The organism is Streptococcus sp. cx1 (assembly GCF_052384325.1).
GTDB classification, from domain to species: domain Bacteria; phylum Bacillota; class Bacilli; order Lactobacillales; family Streptococcaceae; genus Streptococcus; species Streptococcus salivarius_G.
Genome location: NZ_JBQSUN010000001.1, coordinates 248,317 through 264,885 on the forward strand (window position 1 = coordinate 248,317; position 16,569 = coordinate 264,885).

The 16,569-nt window shown below is 41.6% G+C and carries 18 protein-coding genes; all 18 read left to right on the forward strand.

What is annotated here, in order from left to right; genetic code table 11:
• Positions 1-16 precede the first annotated feature (16 nt).
• The 18 genes from ACT170_RS01180 (at position 17) to ACT170_RS01265 (ending at position 16,568) form a co-directional block, all read left to right on the forward strand.
• A complete protein-coding gene (locus ACT170_RS01180) occupies positions 17-157 on the forward strand; it encodes a FeoB-associated Cys-rich membrane protein (RefSeq protein ID WP_081259174.1) in 141 nt (46 codons plus the stop codon).
• A 150-nt stretch (positions 158-307) separates the two neighbouring features.
• Positions 308-1,084 (forward strand): alpha/beta fold hydrolase, encoded by a 777-nt coding sequence (locus ACT170_RS01185; RefSeq protein ID WP_064520755.1) that lies wholly within the window; start codon positions 308-310, stop codon positions 1,082-1,084.
• 150 nt (positions 1,085-1,234) lie between these two features.
• Positions 1,235-2,089, forward strand: a complete 855-nt coding sequence (locus tag ACT170_RS01190) for a bifunctional methylenetetrahydrofolate dehydrogenase/methenyltetrahydrofolate cyclohydrolase (RefSeq protein WP_002889033.1) — start codon at positions 1,235-1,237, stop codon at positions 2,087-2,089.
• A gap of 3 nt (positions 2,090-2,092) precedes the next feature.
• The gene (locus ACT170_RS01195) at positions 2,093-2,929 is read left to right on the forward strand and encodes an NAD(P)H-hydrate dehydratase (RefSeq protein WP_444817932.1); all 837 of its coding nucleotides are present in this window, start codon (positions 2,093-2,095) and stop codon (positions 2,927-2,929) included.
• A 121-nt stretch (positions 2,930-3,050) separates the two neighbouring features.
• Entirely contained in the window at positions 3,051-5,165 is a 2,115-nt protein-coding gene (gene pbp2b, locus ACT170_RS01200) for a penicillin-binding protein PBP2B (protein WP_444817933.1), read from the forward strand.
• A gap of 141 nt (positions 5,166-5,306) precedes the next feature.
• Positions 5,307-5,903 (forward strand): recombination mediator RecR, encoded by a 597-nt coding sequence (gene recR / locus ACT170_RS01205; RefSeq protein ID WP_002889030.1) that lies wholly within the window; start codon positions 5,307-5,309, stop codon positions 5,901-5,903.
• Between the two features lie 101 nt (positions 5,904-6,004).
• Positions 6,005-6,844, forward strand: a complete 840-nt coding sequence (gene licT / locus ACT170_RS01210) for a BglG family transcription antiterminator LicT (RefSeq protein ID WP_410541535.1) — start codon at positions 6,005-6,007, stop codon at positions 6,842-6,844.
• 216 nt (positions 6,845-7,060) lie between these two features.
• Entirely contained in the window at positions 7,061-7,558 is a 498-nt protein-coding gene (gene ybeY, locus ACT170_RS01215; RefSeq protein WP_037599238.1) for an rRNA maturation RNase YbeY, read from the forward strand.
• Entirely contained in the window at positions 7,539-7,943 is a 405-nt protein-coding gene (locus tag ACT170_RS01220) for a diacylglycerol kinase family protein (protein ID WP_410541151.1), read from the forward strand. The genes ybeY and ACT170_RS01220 overlap by 20 nt, the downstream gene beginning before the upstream one ends.
• Before the next feature lie 22 nt (positions 7,944-7,965).
• Positions 7,966-8,865, forward strand: a complete 900-nt coding sequence (gene era / locus ACT170_RS01225; protein WP_013990908.1) for a GTPase Era — start codon at positions 7,966-7,968, stop codon at positions 8,863-8,865.
• A 44-nt stretch (positions 8,866-8,909) separates the two neighbouring features.
• Positions 8,910-9,731 carry a DNA-formamidopyrimidine glycosylase gene (gene mutM, locus ACT170_RS01230; protein ID WP_444817934.1) on the forward strand — a complete coding sequence of 274 codons (822 nt, stop codon included), beginning with the start codon at positions 8,910-8,912 and terminating at the stop codon, positions 9,729-9,731.
• On the forward strand, positions 9,728-10,321 hold the full coding sequence (gene coaE, locus ACT170_RS01235; protein WP_198463981.1) for a dephospho-CoA kinase: 594 nt from the start codon (positions 9,728-9,730) through the stop codon (positions 10,319-10,321). The genes mutM and coaE overlap by 4 nt, the downstream gene beginning before the upstream one ends.
• A gap of 50 nt (positions 10,322-10,371) precedes the next feature.
• Positions 10,372-11,595 carry a multidrug efflux MFS transporter gene (locus ACT170_RS01240; protein WP_014634131.1) on the forward strand — a complete coding sequence of 408 codons (1,224 nt, stop codon included), beginning with the start codon at positions 10,372-10,374 and terminating at the stop codon, positions 11,593-11,595.
• The gene (gene rpmG / locus ACT170_RS01245; protein WP_002890443.1) at positions 11,585-11,731 is read left to right on the forward strand and encodes a 50S ribosomal protein L33; all 147 of its coding nucleotides are present in this window, start codon (positions 11,585-11,587) and stop codon (positions 11,729-11,731) included. The genes ACT170_RS01240 and rpmG overlap by 11 nt, the downstream gene beginning before the upstream one ends.
• Positions 11,732-11,776: 45 nt before the next feature.
• A complete protein-coding gene (gene secG / locus ACT170_RS01250; RefSeq protein ID WP_002886135.1) occupies positions 11,777-12,013 on the forward strand; it encodes a preprotein translocase subunit SecG in 237 nt (78 codons plus the stop codon).
• Between the two features lie 62 nt (positions 12,014-12,075).
• Complete coding sequence (rnr, locus tag ACT170_RS01255; RefSeq protein ID WP_175063638.1) at positions 12,076-14,529, forward strand: ribonuclease R; 2,454 nt, start codon at positions 12,076-12,078, stop codon at positions 14,527-14,529.
• A gap of 21 nt (positions 14,530-14,550) precedes the next feature.
• On the forward strand, positions 14,551-15,015 hold the full coding sequence (gene smpB / locus ACT170_RS01260; RefSeq protein WP_014634133.1) for an SsrA-binding protein SmpB: 465 nt from the start codon (positions 14,551-14,553) through the stop codon (positions 15,013-15,015).
• A 146-nt stretch (positions 15,016-15,161) separates the two neighbouring features.
• Positions 15,162-16,568, forward strand: coding sequence for a Cof-type HAD-IIB family hydrolase (locus tag ACT170_RS01265; protein WP_014634134.1), 1,407 nt, complete (start codon positions 15,162-15,164; stop codon positions 16,566-16,568).
• Position 16,569: the final 1 nt, after the last annotated feature.

Genomic DNA, 16,569 nt, shown 5'->3' on the forward strand with positions numbered 1-16,569 from the left:
TTTAGGAGGAATTGTTATGTCTACCTTTATCATTGCTTTCATTATTTTTGCTTTGGCTGGTCTTGGCATCCGTCACTATATCAAAGGCAAAGGATCTTGTGGCGATTGCGAGTGTTCTTGTCCGGTTAAGGAAGAAATGCATAAGACTAATCGCTAATAATATATAGAAAAAATGGTCTCTTAAATGAATAAGAGACCATTTTCTTACGATTGTAAGAAATGTATAAAGGTATCTAGGTTGGAAGTGTGATACTATAAGATAGATAAATAATCTAAATTTTTAACAAAAAAGGGAGATGTATAAGGAATGGTTTTGAACAAAGAGATTGTCCTAATTCATGGGACCTGGTGTGATGGCAATGTTTGGGGAGAATTTGCGACAGGTCTACGTCAAATGGGATATAAGGTTCATACACCTAGCTTTCGTTACCATGACCTACCTTATCAAGAGTGTCTAGCTAAGGTTTGGACTGTTACCCTGCAGGACTATAGAGATGATTTAGTGGCCTTGATTGAAAGTCTTGACCAACCACCACTTATTTTGGGACACTCTTTAGGTTGTCTGGTGGCTCAAATGGTTGCTGAAAAGACAGAAGTAGCTGGTATGATTCTCATGGGACCAGCACCAACAGCAGATATTTTTGCCTTTTATCCAACCATGTTAGCTTGTTTTGGCAAACACTTTTTACGCTGGGGATTTTGGAAAAAAGCCATGCCTCCGTATAAAAAGGAGTTTTTCAAGTATTGCATGAATGAACAAGAGGAATCATTGAAAGAAGAAGTTTTTGCTGATCTGGTTCCTGAATCAGGAAAAGTTTATACTCAAATGGCCCTCCATTGGTTTGATAAGACAAAAGCAGCTTACGTAGACTTTAGTCAGATTTCATGTCCTGTTCTTGTCATTTCTGGGACTAAGGATAAGATGACTCATCCTAATATTGCCAGAAGAACGGCTAAGAACTACCGTGATTCCGTTCTTGTCTCCTTAACGGGTGCAGATCACATGTATGAAAGTGGCAAATTCCAGCAGAAGACCTTGAAGGTTATTAAGGGTTGGAGTCAGCAAAATGGTTTTGTGGACTAGTCACGAAAGCATAATCAGAAAAAAGTTGGAAGGTGCTTCCGGCTTTTTTAGTTTCGTATTTAAGATGTCTTTTTGAAAATTTAGAAAATTTAGTCACAAAGAGCTCTCACTATGGTATAATTGAAAAAAAGTATGTATTGGAGAACACCCATGGCGATAATAATGGATGGTAAGGCCCTAGCTGCTAAAATGCAGGATCATTTGCATGAAAAGGTAGAGCGCCTTAAAGAAAAGGAATGGATTGTGCCAGGACTAGTAGTAATCATGGTTGGTGACAACCCAGCTAGTCAGGTTTATGTGCGCAACAAGGAACGTGCTGCTAAAAAGGCTGGCTTCCATAGTCAGACGGTCAATCTTTCTGAGAGTATCAGCGAGGAAGAGTTGATTGAAGTCATTGAGCAATATAATCAGGATCCGCTTTTCCATGGTATTTTGGTTCAGTTGCCACTGCCGAATCATATTAATGAAATGCGTATTCTTTTGGCTATTGATCCTAAAAAAGATGTCGATGGTTTCCATCCTATGAATACTGGTAATCTTTGGAATGGTCGTCGTCAAATGGTACCTTGTACACCTGCTGGGATTATGGAAATCCTTCGTGAGTACAATGTTGAATTGGAAGGTAAGACAGCGGTTATTATCGGACGTAGTAACATTGTTGGTAAACCTATGGCTCAGCTTCTTTTGGAAAAAAATGCGACAGTTACCTTGACCCACTCACGAACACCGCATTTGGCTAAGGTTTGCAGCAAGGCAGATGTCTTGATTGTAGCCATTGGACGTGCAAAATTTGTAACAGAAGACTATGTCAAAGAGGGTGCCGTTGTCATTGATGTGGGAATCAACCGTGATGAAGAAGGCAAACTTTGTGGTGACGTTGATTTTGATCAAGTGAAAGATAAGGTTGGCATGATCACGCCTGTTCCAGGTGGTGTAGGCCCTATGACCATTACCATGCTTATGGAACAGACCTATCAAGCTGCTCTTCGTAGTGCGAAAGGATAGTTTATGAAAGTTGATGACGATTTAGCTAGGCAAGTGATAACACCTCGCTTGAGAGAGTCCCATAAGGGTTCTTACGGTCGAGTGCTTTTAGTTGGTGGGCTTTACCCTTATGGTGGTGCCATCATTATGGCTGCCTTAGCTTGTGTCAATAGTGGGGCGGGTCTGGTCACAGTGGCTACGGATCGTGACAATATCACAGCCCTTCATGCCCATCTCCCTGAAGCCATGGCTTTTGACCTTAGGGAGACTGAAAGATTTCTTGATAATCTTAGGGCAGCTGATGTGGTATTAATCGGTTCTGGCCTAGGTGAGGATGGTGTAGCTAGTCAAGCTATGGATTTGGTTCTAGCAAATATTAGGGCAGATCAGAACTTGGTTGTTGATGGTTCAGCTCTCAATCTTTTGGCTAAGAAAAATAAGAAGGACTTACCAGATTGTCACCTTACTCTCACCCCGCATCAAAAAGAATGGGAACGCTTGTCTGGTTTAAGGATTCCGGAGCAGACAGTTTCAAACACTCAGAAAGCCCTGAGAGACTTCCAAGCTGGGACAATCCTAGTTGCCAAGAGTCACAAGACCGCTGTCTATCAAGGTGAAACAGTAGCTCATTTAGAAGTTGGTGGGCCCTATCAAGCTACAGGAGGTATGGGAGATACCTTGGCTGGTATGATTACTGGTTTTCTGGCCCAATTCGCTTCAATTGACTCCTATAAAGTAGTTACAGTTGCTGTCTGGCTTCACTCAGCTATCGCAGATGATCTGGCTAAAAACGCCTATGTGGTTTTACCGACTCATATCAGTAAAGCCATTCCTAGTTGGATGAAAAAGTTGTCATTATAATCTAAAAAACATGTCTCATATTGAGGCAAGTTTTTTTAGATTTCGACATTTTTTTAAGTTTGCTAAAGCTTATTTGTGATAAAATAAAAGAGAATTTTTATGAGAACATAGAGGAAAAAAAGTGACATCATTTTCGAAAAAACTCAGTCAAAAATGGGAAAAACGGCGCCAAAAACGAAAAGAAAAACGAGCGAATAAACCTAGAAAGCCAGTAAACATCTCCCGTCGTGTTTACTTGCTTTTTGGTGTAGTCTTTGTCCTTTTTTTGTTGCTTTTTGCACGTTTGACCTATATGCAGGTTTATAACAAATCGTTTTATACGAAGAAATTAGAGGATAATTCTAAGTATACAGTTAGGATTGCAAGCGAACGTGGGCAAATCTTTGATGCTAAAGGGGTTGCCCTCACGACCAACCAGAGTAAGGATGTTATCACCTTCACACGTAGCAATTTGGTGTCATCAGATACGATGAAGAAGGTCGCTGAAAAGTTGGCGACCATGGTGACTCTGACGGAAACGAAGGTAACAGCACGTCAAAAACGGGATTTCTATCTAGCGGATTCTGCTACTTATAAGCGTGTTGTTAATGATCTTCCAAACGACAAGAAAACAGATAAATTTGGTAATAAATTAGCTGAAGCTACTATTTACAACAATGCTGTTGATGCAGTTCCTGATGAAGCAGTGGATTACTCTGAGGACGAGCTTAAGATTGTCTACATTTACTCACAGATGAATGCTGTTTCTAATTTCTCAACAGTCACATTGAAAACAGGAGACTTGACGCCTGAACAAATTGCGATTGTAGCAGCTAAACAGAAGGAACTTAATGGTATTACGGTTGCTAAGGATTGGGAGCGTCATACGGTTGATTCAGCCTTGTCTCCTCTCATCGGGAAAGTCTCAAGTTCAGAAGCAGGTTTGCCACAAGAAGATGCCAAGGAATACCTCAAAAAAGGTTATGCCCTTAATGACCGTGTAGGAACTTCTTATCTAGAAAAAGAATACGAGGAGAAACTACAAGGGAAACATACTGTTCGTGAGATTACAGTAGACAAGGAAGGCGAAGTTGCTAGTGATAAAATCACTCAAAAGGGAAGTAAGGGTAACAATCTGCAGTTGACCATCGACCTTGATTTCCAAAAGGGAGTTGAAGATATCTTAGGTCAACAGCTTTCTTCAGAGATTTCAGAGAACAAAGCTACCTATTCTGAAGGAATGTATGCCGTTGTTATGAATGCTGACACTGGTGCTGTACTTGCCATGGCGGGGCAAAAACATGAACAAGGAGCACAAGATTTTAAAGCAAATGCTTTAGGAACAATCACTGATGTCTTCATTCCAGGATCTGTTGTTAAGGGAGCAACCTTAACTGCTGGTTGGCGTTCAGGTGCTATCTATGGGAACCAAGTCTTGACTGACCAACCAATCAACATTGCCGGTTCGGCCCCTATCACATCTTGGTTTACAGACCAAGGTAGCCGTGCTATTACCGCGACACAGGCTCTAGAATACTCATCAAATACCTATATGGTGCAGATTGCAATCAAACTACTTGGTCAACAGTATGTTCCAGGTATGGCCTTGTCGACTGATAATATGGATAAGGCCATGACGACACTTCGTGACACCTATGCTGATTTTGGTATGGGGGTGTCTACAGGACTTGATTTACCTGGCGAATCAGAAGGTTACATTTCTAAGAATTACAATGTAGCCAACGTCTTGACAGAGGCCTTTGGTCAGTACGACTCTTATACAACCATTCAGCTGGCTCAGTATGTTGCTTCAATTGCCAATGGTGGTAAACGTGTGGCACCTCATATCGTTGGAGGTATCTACGATGCAGGATCTAATGGTAGTCTAGGAACTCTAGCCTCAACGGTAGATACACGTGTATTAAATACCTTACCTCTCGACTCTGAGCAGATGGGTATTATCCAACAAGGCTTTAATGATGTTGTTAATTCAGGATCTAGCCTTGCGACTGGTAAAGCTATGGCAAGTTCTATCATTCCAATCAGTGGTAAAACAGGGACAGGCGAAACCTATGCGACGGATGCTTCTGGTAACTCTGTAACAACGGTTAACCTTAATGCCGTGGCCTATGCGACTGCCAAAGATGGTACGAGGTTGGCAGTTGGGATTATGTACCCACATGCTATAGATGTGAAGAGTAAGGCCCATCAAAATGCAGTCAAAGCTATTATGGAGCTTTACCAAAATACCCACTAAACATCTAAAGTCTCTTGTGCCTTGCACGAGGGATTTTTCTGTGATATAGTGTTTGAGTGTTTATTCTTGGGTAAAGACATATCCATGACAGTGACAAAAGATAAGCGATGAATAAAAAAATATAAAGAACAGGAGGCCTTCATGCTTTATCCTACTCCAATTGCGAAGCTGATTGATAGTTTTTCAAAACTCCCTGGAATTGGGGCTAAAACAGCGACACGCCTAGCTTTTTATACCATTAGCATGTCTGATGAAGATGTCAATGATTTCGCAAAAAACCTCTTGGCAGCAAAACGTGAATTGACTTATTGTTCGGTCTGTGGTCGTTTGACAGATGATGATCCATGTAATATTTGTACCGATGAAACTAGAGACCGTACTAAGATTTTGGTTGTTGAAGACTCCAAAGATGTTTCAGCTATGGAAAAGATTCAGGAATATCGTGGTCTCTACCATGTGCTTCAAGGGCTAATTTCCCCTATGAATGGTGTTGGACCAGACGATATTAACCTGAAAAGTTTGATTACCCGTCTTATGGATAGCGAGGTTGACGAGGTTATTATTGCCACTAATGCAACAGCAGATGGTGAGGCAACCTCTATGTATATTTCACGTGTCCTTAAACCTGCAGGAATCAAGGTGACTCGTTTAGCGCGTGGTTTGGCTGTCGGTTCTGACATTGAGTATGCTGATGAAGTGACCTTGCTAAGAGCTATCGAAAATCGAACAGAACTTTAGGAAAAGTGTTGGTAGGTCCAGCGCTTTTTGTTTGCAGTAAGTAGGTTTCTCATTAAAAATTTGGTAAAATAAAGTAAGCGCTTTAATGACGAGGGATCATGATGCAGATTGAAAAGATTTTAAACAACAATGTTGTTCAGGCTTTGGATATTAATGTGGAATACATTGTCATGGGCAAGGGACTGGGCTTTCAAAAGAAGGTCGGAGACTTTGTTGATAAGGAAAAGATTGAAAAGACTTTTGTTTTGGAAAATACAGAGGCAGTAGATGAATGGTCTCGTGTTTATGTCAATTTGCCTGAAGGTGAAATGCAGGTCTTTTTGAATATCCTTACTTTTGCTGAAGCTGTCTTACAAACCAAGTTTGATCCCTCTTTTTTCATTGCCCTAGCTGACCACCTACATTACGCCATTGAAAGAAGTGGAGAAGGTATTTCTCTGCAGAATCCCTTGGCTTGGGAGGTTCGAAAATTTTACCCTCGGGAGTATGAGATTGGAAAACAAGCTCTTCGTTTGATTGCCAAGGATTTAGAAGTTAAATTGGCAGATGATGAGGCTGCCTCTGTCGCTTTACATTTTGTCAATGCACAAAAGGATGCGGGTCTCCATGAAAAAGACCGACAGATGACTCAAATTGTGGTTGGAATTAGTGACATTGTCCGTCTTCATTTTGGTTGTGATTTGGAGGAGGATAGTTTCTCTTATAACCGATTTATTACACATCTTCGCTATCTAGCGCAACGGATTGTGAGTGGGGTTAGTGGTGGTAAAAATGATGCTTTTCTTTACGAGCAGGTTAGGGTAAATTATCCAGAATCCTTTATCTGTACCCAAAAGATTGCTAACTATATTAAGGCGGGTTATACATTTGAATTGAGTTTGGACGAACAGGTCTATTTAACCATTCATATTCAACGTCTTAAGGATAGTTTGGATAAGTAAGCGATTCACGGAGAGGCCGTACAAAAAGCAGACAATTAGGCTTAAGTCTGCTTTTTCTGTGTCCTTATGGTATAATGAGGTGATTAATATTAAACTAAAAATACTCAAAGTTAGGATTCTATGTATTTGAGTATTTCTATAAAAAGCTAATGAGTTAGTGAAAGGAAGCGAGCGGTTCTGTGCTTGAAGTGAGCATAGCCGTTCCTAAAGAATCTTATGTATATTGAAATGATTGACGAGACTGGACAAGTCTCTGAGAAATTAAAAGAACAAACCTTGGAGTTGCTAGATTTTGCAGCAGAAAAACTTGGCAAGGAAGACAAGGAAATGGCTGTTACATTTGTAACCAACGAACGCAGCCACGAACTAAACTTGGAATATCGTGATACAGACCGTCCAACGGATGTCATTAGTTTGGAATATAAGCCTGAGTTAGATATTAGCTTTGATGAGGAAGAGTTGGCTGAAAATCCTGAATTAGCTGAAATGATGGGAGAGTTTGATAGTTATATCGGTGAACTCTTTATTTCCGTTGATAAGGCTCATGAACAAGCTGAGGATTATGGACATAGTTTTGAACGTGAGATGGGTTTCTTGGCTGTTCACGGTTTTCTCCATATCAATGGCTATGACCATTACACACCAGAAGAAGAAGCGGAAATGTTTGGATTACAGGAAGAAATTTTGACTGCTTATGGACTTACGCGACAATAATCCACAAAAAAAGTGGAAAAATAGAGAATTTACAGCTAGTTTTGAGTTTGCTCTGACAGGAATATTAACGGCTTTTAAAGAAGAACGCAATATGCGCAAGCACTTGGTTTCAGCTATCTTGGTGGTATTGGCTGGCTTGATTTTCCGTGTGTCTGCGACAGAATGGCTCTTTCTTTTGATGGCAGTTTTTCTCGTAATTGCCCTAGAGATTGTTAATTCTGCCATTGAAAATGTTGTCGATTTAGCTAGTAATTATCACTTTTCGATGCTAGCCAAAAATGCCAAGGATATGGCCGCTGGAGCTGTTTTAGTGGTTTCTTGTTATGCAGTCATTACGGGGATGATTGTTTTCATACCTAAAATTTGGCACTTAATTTTCAATTAAAACGAAATAGGAAAGAAGTTATATGACATTTAAATCAGGATTTGTGGCTATTCTCGGCCGTCCTAATGTAGGAAAATCAACGTTTTTGAACCATGTTATGGGGCAAAAGATTGCTATCATGAGTGATAAGGCTCAAACAACCCGCAATAAAATTATGGGAATTTACACAACCGATAAGGAACAGATTGTCTTTATCGATACCCCAGGGATTCACAAGCCTAAGACGGCTCTTGGGGATTTTATGGTGGAATCTGCTTATTCAACCCTTCGTGAGGTTGATACAGTCCTCTTTATGGTACCAGCGGATGAGCCCCGTGGTAAGGGTGATAATATGATTATCGAACGCCTCAAACAAGCTAAAGTTCCAGTTATCTTGGTAATCAATAAGATTGACAAGGTCCATCCAGATCAGCTCCTAGAGCAGATTGACGATTTCCGTACACAAATGGATTTCAAGGAGATTATTCCGATATCTGCCCTCCAAGGGAACAATGTTTCCCACCTTGTGGATGTCTTGAGTGATAACCTTGAGGAAGGGTTCCAATATTTCCCAGCGGACCAAATCACCGATCACCCTGAGCGTTTCTTGGTATCAGAGATGATTCGTGAAAAAGTCCTTCAGTTGACACGTGAAGAAATTCCACACTCCGTTGCGGTTGTCATTGATGAGATGAAGCGTGATGAAGACACGGATAAGATTCATATTCGTGCGACAATCATGGTTGAGCGTGACAGCCAAAAAGGTATTGTTATTGGTAAACAAGGTTCCATGCTCAAGAAAATTGGTACCCTTGCTCGTAAAGATATTGAAGTTATGCTTGGGGACAAGGTCTTCCTTGAAACCTGGGTTAAGGTTAAGAAAAATTGGCGTGATAAAAAACTTGATTTGGCCGATTTTGGTTACAATGAAAAAGAATATTAAAAAGCTGGGCACTTGCTCGGCTTTCTTGCTAGAAGGAGGAGCAGATGCCTGAGTTACCTGAGGTAGAAACTGTTAGACGAGGTTTAGAACGGTTAGTAGTAGGTCGGACTATTTTGTCGCTTGAGGTCAAGGTTCCCAAAATGATTAAGACTTCCTACGATAGTTTTTTGACTGATTTACCTGGTCAAACCATTCAAGCCCTGCGACGAAGAGGCAAGTACTTGATTTTTGACTTTGGACAGTTGATTATGATTTCCCACTTGCGTATGGAGGGAAAATACCTGCTGTTTACAGATCAAGTTCCTACCAACAAGCATTTTCACTTATTTTTTAAGTTAGATGATGGCTCCACCCTCGTCTATCAAGATGTCCGCAAGTTTGGAACCTTTGATTTATTGGCTAAAAGTCAAGAGGAGACTTATTTTACAAGGAAAAAACTTGGTCCTGAGCCTACTAAGAAGGCCTTCAAATACGCCTCGTTTGAGAGAGCCTTGTTGAGTTCTGCAAAGCCCATTAAAAGTCTCCTCTTGGAGCAAAAATTGGTGGCTGGTCTAGGAAATATCTATGTTGATGAGGTGCTTTGGGCGGCCAAGGTTCATCCTGAAATGCCAGCAAAGGAACTCAGCAAGGCAGCCATGAAGCGAGTCCATGATCAAACGATTGCCATTTTACAGCTTGGCATTGAAAAAGGCGGCTCAACCATAAGGACCTATCGTAATGCCCTTGGTGAGGACGGAACCATGCAGAACTATTTGCAGGTTTACGGAAAGACGGGACAGCCTTGTCCACGCTGCGCAAGCACAATTGAAAAAATCAAGTTAGGAGGGAGAGGGACATATTTGTGTCCTCATTGTCAGAAACGATGATTATTGGGTTAACAGGTGGTATTGCTTCAGGAAAATCAACGGTTGTTGAAATGATTAAAGAGGCAGGTTACAAGGTCATTGATGCTGATCAGCTTGTCCACGATATGCAGGCCAAAGGAGGCCGTTTGTATAGTGCCTTGCTTGATTGGTTGGGAGAGGAGATTCTCCTTCCTAATGGAGAATTGAATCGTCCTAAACTAGGGCATCTGATTTTTTCGAATGAGGAGATGAGACATCGGTCTGCTGAGATTCAAGGGACAATTATTCGAGAGGAACTAGCAACTCAAAGGGATTGTTTGGCCAAGAAAGAAGATGTTTTTTTCATGGATATTCCCTTACTTATTGAGAATGGGTATCAGGACTGGTTTGACCAGATTTGGTTGGTGGCAGTGTTACCTGAGGTCCAGCGCCAACGCTTGATGAAACGTAATCACTTAAGTTCAAAGGAAGCTAGTATGCGTATCGCTAGCCAGATGTCTTTAGAAGAGAAAAAGCCTTATGCCAGCTTGGTTCTTGATAATAACGGTAGTCTCGATGATTTGAAGGAGAAGGTGAAGAGCGCAATAATTGATTTACCTAGCTCCTCATAGCTAGTCATTGTGATATAATGGATAGTGAATTTTAGAAAGAAGATGATTATTTGCGCCAAAAAGAGCTTAAAAGTACTGATTGGCAACGTAACCTTAAAATTGCATGGATAGGAACCTTTTTTACTGGAGCTAGTTTCTCCATTGTTATGCCTTTCATGGCCCTCTACATTGAGGAACTAGGTGTTAAAGGAGACATGGTCGAATGGTATGCTGGCTTGTCTGTTGCCATCTCTGCCTTAGCCTCTGCCTTGGTTTCTCCTATTTGGGGACGCCTGGCTGACCGTTATGGTCGAAAGCCTATGATGATTAGGGCCAGCATGGTGATGACTTTTACAATGGGAGGGCTTGCCTTAGTCCCAAATGTTTTCTGGCTGCTTTTCTTAAGAACGCTGAATGGTTTGTTTGCAGGCTATGTCCCAAATGCCACAGCTTTAATTGCTAGTCAGGTTCCTCAGAATCGTTCTGGCTATGCCTTGGGGACCTTGTCTACGGGTCTAACGGCAGGTGTTCTGATTGGCCCTTTGTTAGGTGGTACCTTATCTGAGGCGTTTGGTATGAGGGGTACCTTTTTATTGGTTGGACTCATTCTATTTATCTGCTGCCTCTTAACTATTTTTGGCTTGCGAGAGGATTTCCAGCCTGTCGAAAAGGGAGAGATGATGACCCTTTCTCAGGTTTTTGCAAGAATTCCCAGCAAATCTATGTTGATTGGCCTTTTTGTGACCAGTATGATTATTCAGATTTCTGCCCAATCGATTGCACCTATGTTGGCCCTTTACATTCGTTATTTAGGTCAGAGGGAAAATATCCTTTTTTACTCAGGGTTAATTGTTTCTGCTATGGGCTTTTCTAGTCTCTTAAGTACCCCTTTTCTGGGAAAATTGGGAGACCGTATTGGGAATCATCGCTTGCTTTTAATGGGGCTATTTTATAGCTTTCTCTTGTATTTCCTCTGTGGTTTTGCCGGTTCAGCCTTGCAACTGGGTATCTTACGTTTTGCCTATGGCTTTGGTGTGGGTGCCCTTATGCCTAGTGTCAATTCTTTATTGACCAAAATGACACCCAAAGAAGGAATCTCAAGAATATTTAGCTTTAATCAAAGCTTTTCATATATTGGACAGGTTTTAGGTCCCTTTGTTGGGTCAGCAGTTGCGACAGGTCTAGGTTATCGCTGGGTCTTCTTTGTGACTGCAATGATCGTCTTTGGAAATTTTGTCTGGTCCTTAATCATCTTTAGAAAATCGCTAGGAGTCAAGAATATAGGTGAGAGTTAAAATCAATTTAAAGTGTAGTGAATGTGGGAGCATCAACTATCTCACAAGTAAAAATAAACAGAATCATCCTGAGAAAATTCAGGTACCCAAATTCTGCCCTAAGGATAGAAAAGTAACCTTACATGTTGAATCTTAAAGGGTTCTATGGTAGAATAAAAAGGACTTTTTCGGAGGAATAACTATGTACGACTTATTATTAACGCTGCTCTTGGTGATGTCAGCTATTATTGTGATTGCGGTATTCATGCAACCACAAAAAAATCCAAGTAGCAATGTCTTTGATGGTGGTGGGTCAGAAGCACTATTTGAACGTAGTAAACCACGTGGTTTTGAAGCCTTTATGCAACGCTTTACAGGAATCATGGTTTTTCTATGGATTGTAGATGCAATCGTCCTTTCCATTCTCTCAAGTAAGTAATGAGCTGACTGAGGTTGGCTCATTTTTTGCGTTATAGTCAATAAATAAAAGAAAAGGAAATCATGAAAGAAACTATTATAAATTATTTGAAGGAGCATGGGAAATCCAGTGTAAACGACATTGCCCAGGCTCTTAATCATGCTGGGGGTGAAAAGTTCCCTCAGCTCATCAAGGCCATATCAGCCATGGAAAGTAAGGGGCAGTTGCGTTTTAACCGAGATGGCTCTGTATCCTTGCGTCCTAAGAAAGAAAATCCTAATCAGGTGACTGTTGAAGGTGTCTTCCGTGCCAATAAGAACGGCTTTGGTTTTTTGCATGTCGATGACAGTGAAGATGATATGTTCATCGGTCGTAATGATGTTGGCCATGCTATTGATGGTGATACTGTTGCCGTTGTCATCAAGAAGCCAGCAGATCGTTTACGAGGGACAGCAGCAGAAGCACGTGTTGTTGAAATTGTAGAACGTTCGCTTAAGACTGTTGTAGGGAAATTTATCCTTAGCGACGAGAAAGAACCCTATGCGGGTTACATTAAGTCTAAAAACCAAAAAATTCAGCAGCCAATTTATATCAAGAAAGAACCAGTTGCCCTAGATGGTACTGAAATTATTAAGGTTGATATCGAAAAATACCCTAACCGTCACTATGATTATTTCGTAGGAAGTGTTCGTGACATTATTGGTCATCAGGGGGATGCTGGTATTGATGTCTTGGAAGTCTTGGAATCAATGGATATTGTTTCAGAATTCCCAGAGGATGTCATGGCGGAAGCAGAAGCTGTCCCAGATGCACCGAGTCAGGAAGACCTCCTTGGTCGTGTTGACCTTCGTCAAGAAGTAACCTTTACTATTGACGGAGCCGATGCTAAGGACTTGGACGATGCGGTCCATATCAAACGTTTGCCAAATGGTAACTTTGAGCTTGGTGTTCATATTGCTGATGTGTCTTACTATGTTACTGAAGGATCTGCACTTAACCGTGAGGCCGTAGCACGTGGGACATCTGTTTATGTGACAGACCGCGTAGTGCCAATGTTGCCTGAGCGTCTTTCAAATGGTATTTGTTCCCTAAATCCCAATGTTGATCGCTTGACGCAGTCAGCCATCATGGAGATTACTCCAAAAGGTAAGGTGGTTAATCATAAGATTTGCCAATCTGTGATTAATACAACCTTCCGTATGACCTACAGTGATGTCAATGAGATGTTGGCTGGAAATCCAGAAAAGATTGAGCAGTTTAAGCCAATCATGGATTCTGTATCAGCTATGGCAGAATTGCATAAGATTTTAGAAGACATGCGTGAGCGTCGAGGTGCCCTTAACTTTGATACATCTGAAGCTCGTATCTTGGTTAATGAGAAGGGAATGCCAGTGGATATCGTGGTGCGTGAACGTGGAACAGCCGAGCGAATGATTGAATCCTTCATGTTGGCTGCCAATGAATGTGTGGCAGAGCACTTTGCTAAGGCTAAGTTGCCATTTATCTACCGTATCCACGAAGAGCCAAAAGCTGAGAAATTGCAACGCTTCATGGATTATGCCTCTATCTTTGGTGTTCAAATCAAAGGAACTGCCAATAAGATGGATCAGCTAGACTTGCAAGAGTTTATGGCCAAAGTTCAGGGAAAACCTGGAGCAGAAGTCATGAACATGATGCTGCTTCGTTCAATGCAACAAGCCCGCTATTCAGAACACAATCATGGACACTACGGACTTGCGGCTCAGTACTATACCCACTTTACTAGTCCAATCCGTCGTTACCCAGATCTCTTGGTTCACCGAATGATTCGTGAGTACACTAACAATATGTCTCAAGAGACGCGTGAACATTTTGAAGAGGTTATTCCTGAGTTAGCGACATCATCTTCAACTCTTGAACGTCGTGCCATTGATGCCGAACGTGTCGTTGAAGCTATGAAAAAAGCGGAATACATGGAAGAGTTTGTTGGCCAAGAATTCGATGGTATTGTCGGAAGTGTGGTTAAATTTGGTATGTTTGTGGAATTGCCAAATACTATCGAAGGTTTGGTTCACATCACGACCCTTCCAGAATTTTACAATTACAATGAACGTACCATGACACTTCAGGGTGAGAAAACTGGTAAGACTTTCCGAGTTGGTCAGCCTATCCGTGTCAAATTAACACGTGCGGATAAGGAAACCGGAGACATTGACTTCCAATACCTTCCAAGCGAGTATGATGTCACTGAAAAAGTAGATCACAAGGCTCGTCAGGAACGTGAAGAAAAGGCAAAAGCCTTCCGCAATAGAGGTCCACGTCGTGACCGTCAAAATGGAGACTTCGAACGTCGTGGTAAACGTGGGGATAACCGTAACCGTCAAGACGGTAATGGTCGTAAAGGTTCTTATGACGAAAAACGTAAGTCATCTAAGAAACCCGACAAGCGTAAGAATCAAAACCGTCCTCATAATGATAACAAGGGACGTGAGAGTGGCCGTCGTAAGAAGAAAGGGAACAAACCTTTCTACAAGGACGCTGCTAAAAAACGAAAATAGGATGAGAATGGAGGGACTGCTATGCCAAAGGGTGAAGGCAATGTTGTTGCTCAGAATAAAAAGGCTAGACATGATTATAGTATCGTTGATACTATTGAAGCAGGTATCGTGCTAACAGGGACGGAGATTAAATCCGTTCGTGCGGCACGCATCCAACTAAAAGATGGCTATGCCCAAATCAAGAATGGTGAAGCCTGGTTAATCAATGTTCATATTGCTCCTTTTGAGCAAGGTAATATTTGGAATCAGGATCCAGACCGTACGAGAAAATTATTGCTCAAGAAGAAGCAAATCACCAAACTTCAAAATGACCTTAAGGGAACAGGAATGACCTTGGTTCCTTTGAAGGTATACCTAAAAAACGGTTTTGCCAAGGTATTGCTTGGTATTGTCAAAGGGAAACATGATTATGATAAACGTGAATCTATCAAACGTCGTGAACAAGAACGTGATATCAAACGTATTATCAAGAGTGTTAACCGTTAAAACGCCTATCATCTAAGACTGCTATAGTCCTAGATGATTTTTTGTTTTTGGCTTTAAGACATGATATAATGGGAGTACCATACGGTCTTTAGTTAGGATAGCAGGTATACCTAACTCTGGTCGTGATACTGTAAAGGAGATTAGCGATGCCAGTAGATGCTAAAACAAAATACAAGGCCAAGAAGACAAAGATTGTTTTCTTCGACATTGACGACACCCTTCGTGTCAAAAAGACAGGCTACATTCCTGAGTCTATTAAGGCTGTTTTCAAAGGGCTTAAAGAAAAAGGAATTTTGACGGGGATTGCCACAGGACGTGGCTACTATGGTGTCGTTGAGGACATTCGAGACCTAGAGCCCGATTATTTTGTAACCATCAATGGAACTTATGTGATTAATCGAAAAGGGGAAGAAATTTATAACCAGCCCCTAGCTCGTGAAGTTACAGAAGCCTTTGTTGCTTGGTGCAAGGAGATTGGGATTGCTTGGGGCTTTGCCGGTAAGGATAAGCCAGTTGTCTCAGAGCGTTCAGATTTGATTGATGATGCTATGAAACCAGTCTATGGTCTTTGTGATGTGGAGCCAGACTTCCATTTGTCGAACGATGTTTACCATATGTGGACTTTTGCGGAAAATGATGGTGAGCTTGAGTTACCAGAAGAACTTGCGACACATGTTCGTATGGTACCTTGGCACGAACACTCATCTGACGTCGTAGCAAATGGTATCTCAAAAGCATCTGGTGTCGAGCATGTCTTGGAGCATGAAAACCTTAAACCGGTCAATGCTATGATGTTTGGGGATGGTCCAAACGATATGGAGATTTTTGACTATGTTGGACTTAAGGTTGCCATGGGTAATGCCACACCAGAACTGAAAGAAAAAGCAGATTACGTTACAGGAACAGTAGAAGAAGATGGCATTTTCAATGCCTTGGAGGAACTCGGATTGGTAGAAAAAGAACTTCATTTCCCACAACTTGACTTGGATGCAGTAGAAGGTCCAGTCGCAACAATTAAAACAAACCATGGTGATTTGGTCATCAAGCTTTTCCCTGACCATGCACCGTTAACAGTTACTAACTTTGTCAATTTGGCCAAGAGTGGCTACTATGACGGTGTGATTTTCCACCGTATTATCAAGGACTTTATGATTCAAGGTGGTGACCCAACTGGTACTGGAATGGGTGGTGAGTCAAGCTTTGGTGGTAGCTTCCAGGATGAATTTTCTGAAGAGCTCTATAACCTCCGTGGTGCGCTTTCTATGGCTAATGCTGGACCAGATACAAATGGTAGCCAATTCTTCATCGTTCAAACGCCTGAAATTCCTTATGCTAAAAAGGAACTCGAACGTGGTGGATGGCCAGCACCAATCGCAGAAGCTTATGCTGAAAATGGGGGAACACCTCACCTAGACCGTCGCCATACAGTCTTTGGTCAATTGGTGGATGAAGACTCTTACAAGGTGCTTGATGAGATTGCCAATGTTGAGGTTGGGGCTCAAGATAAGCCACTTGAGGATGTTGTGATTGAAACAGTTGAGGTAGCAGACTAAG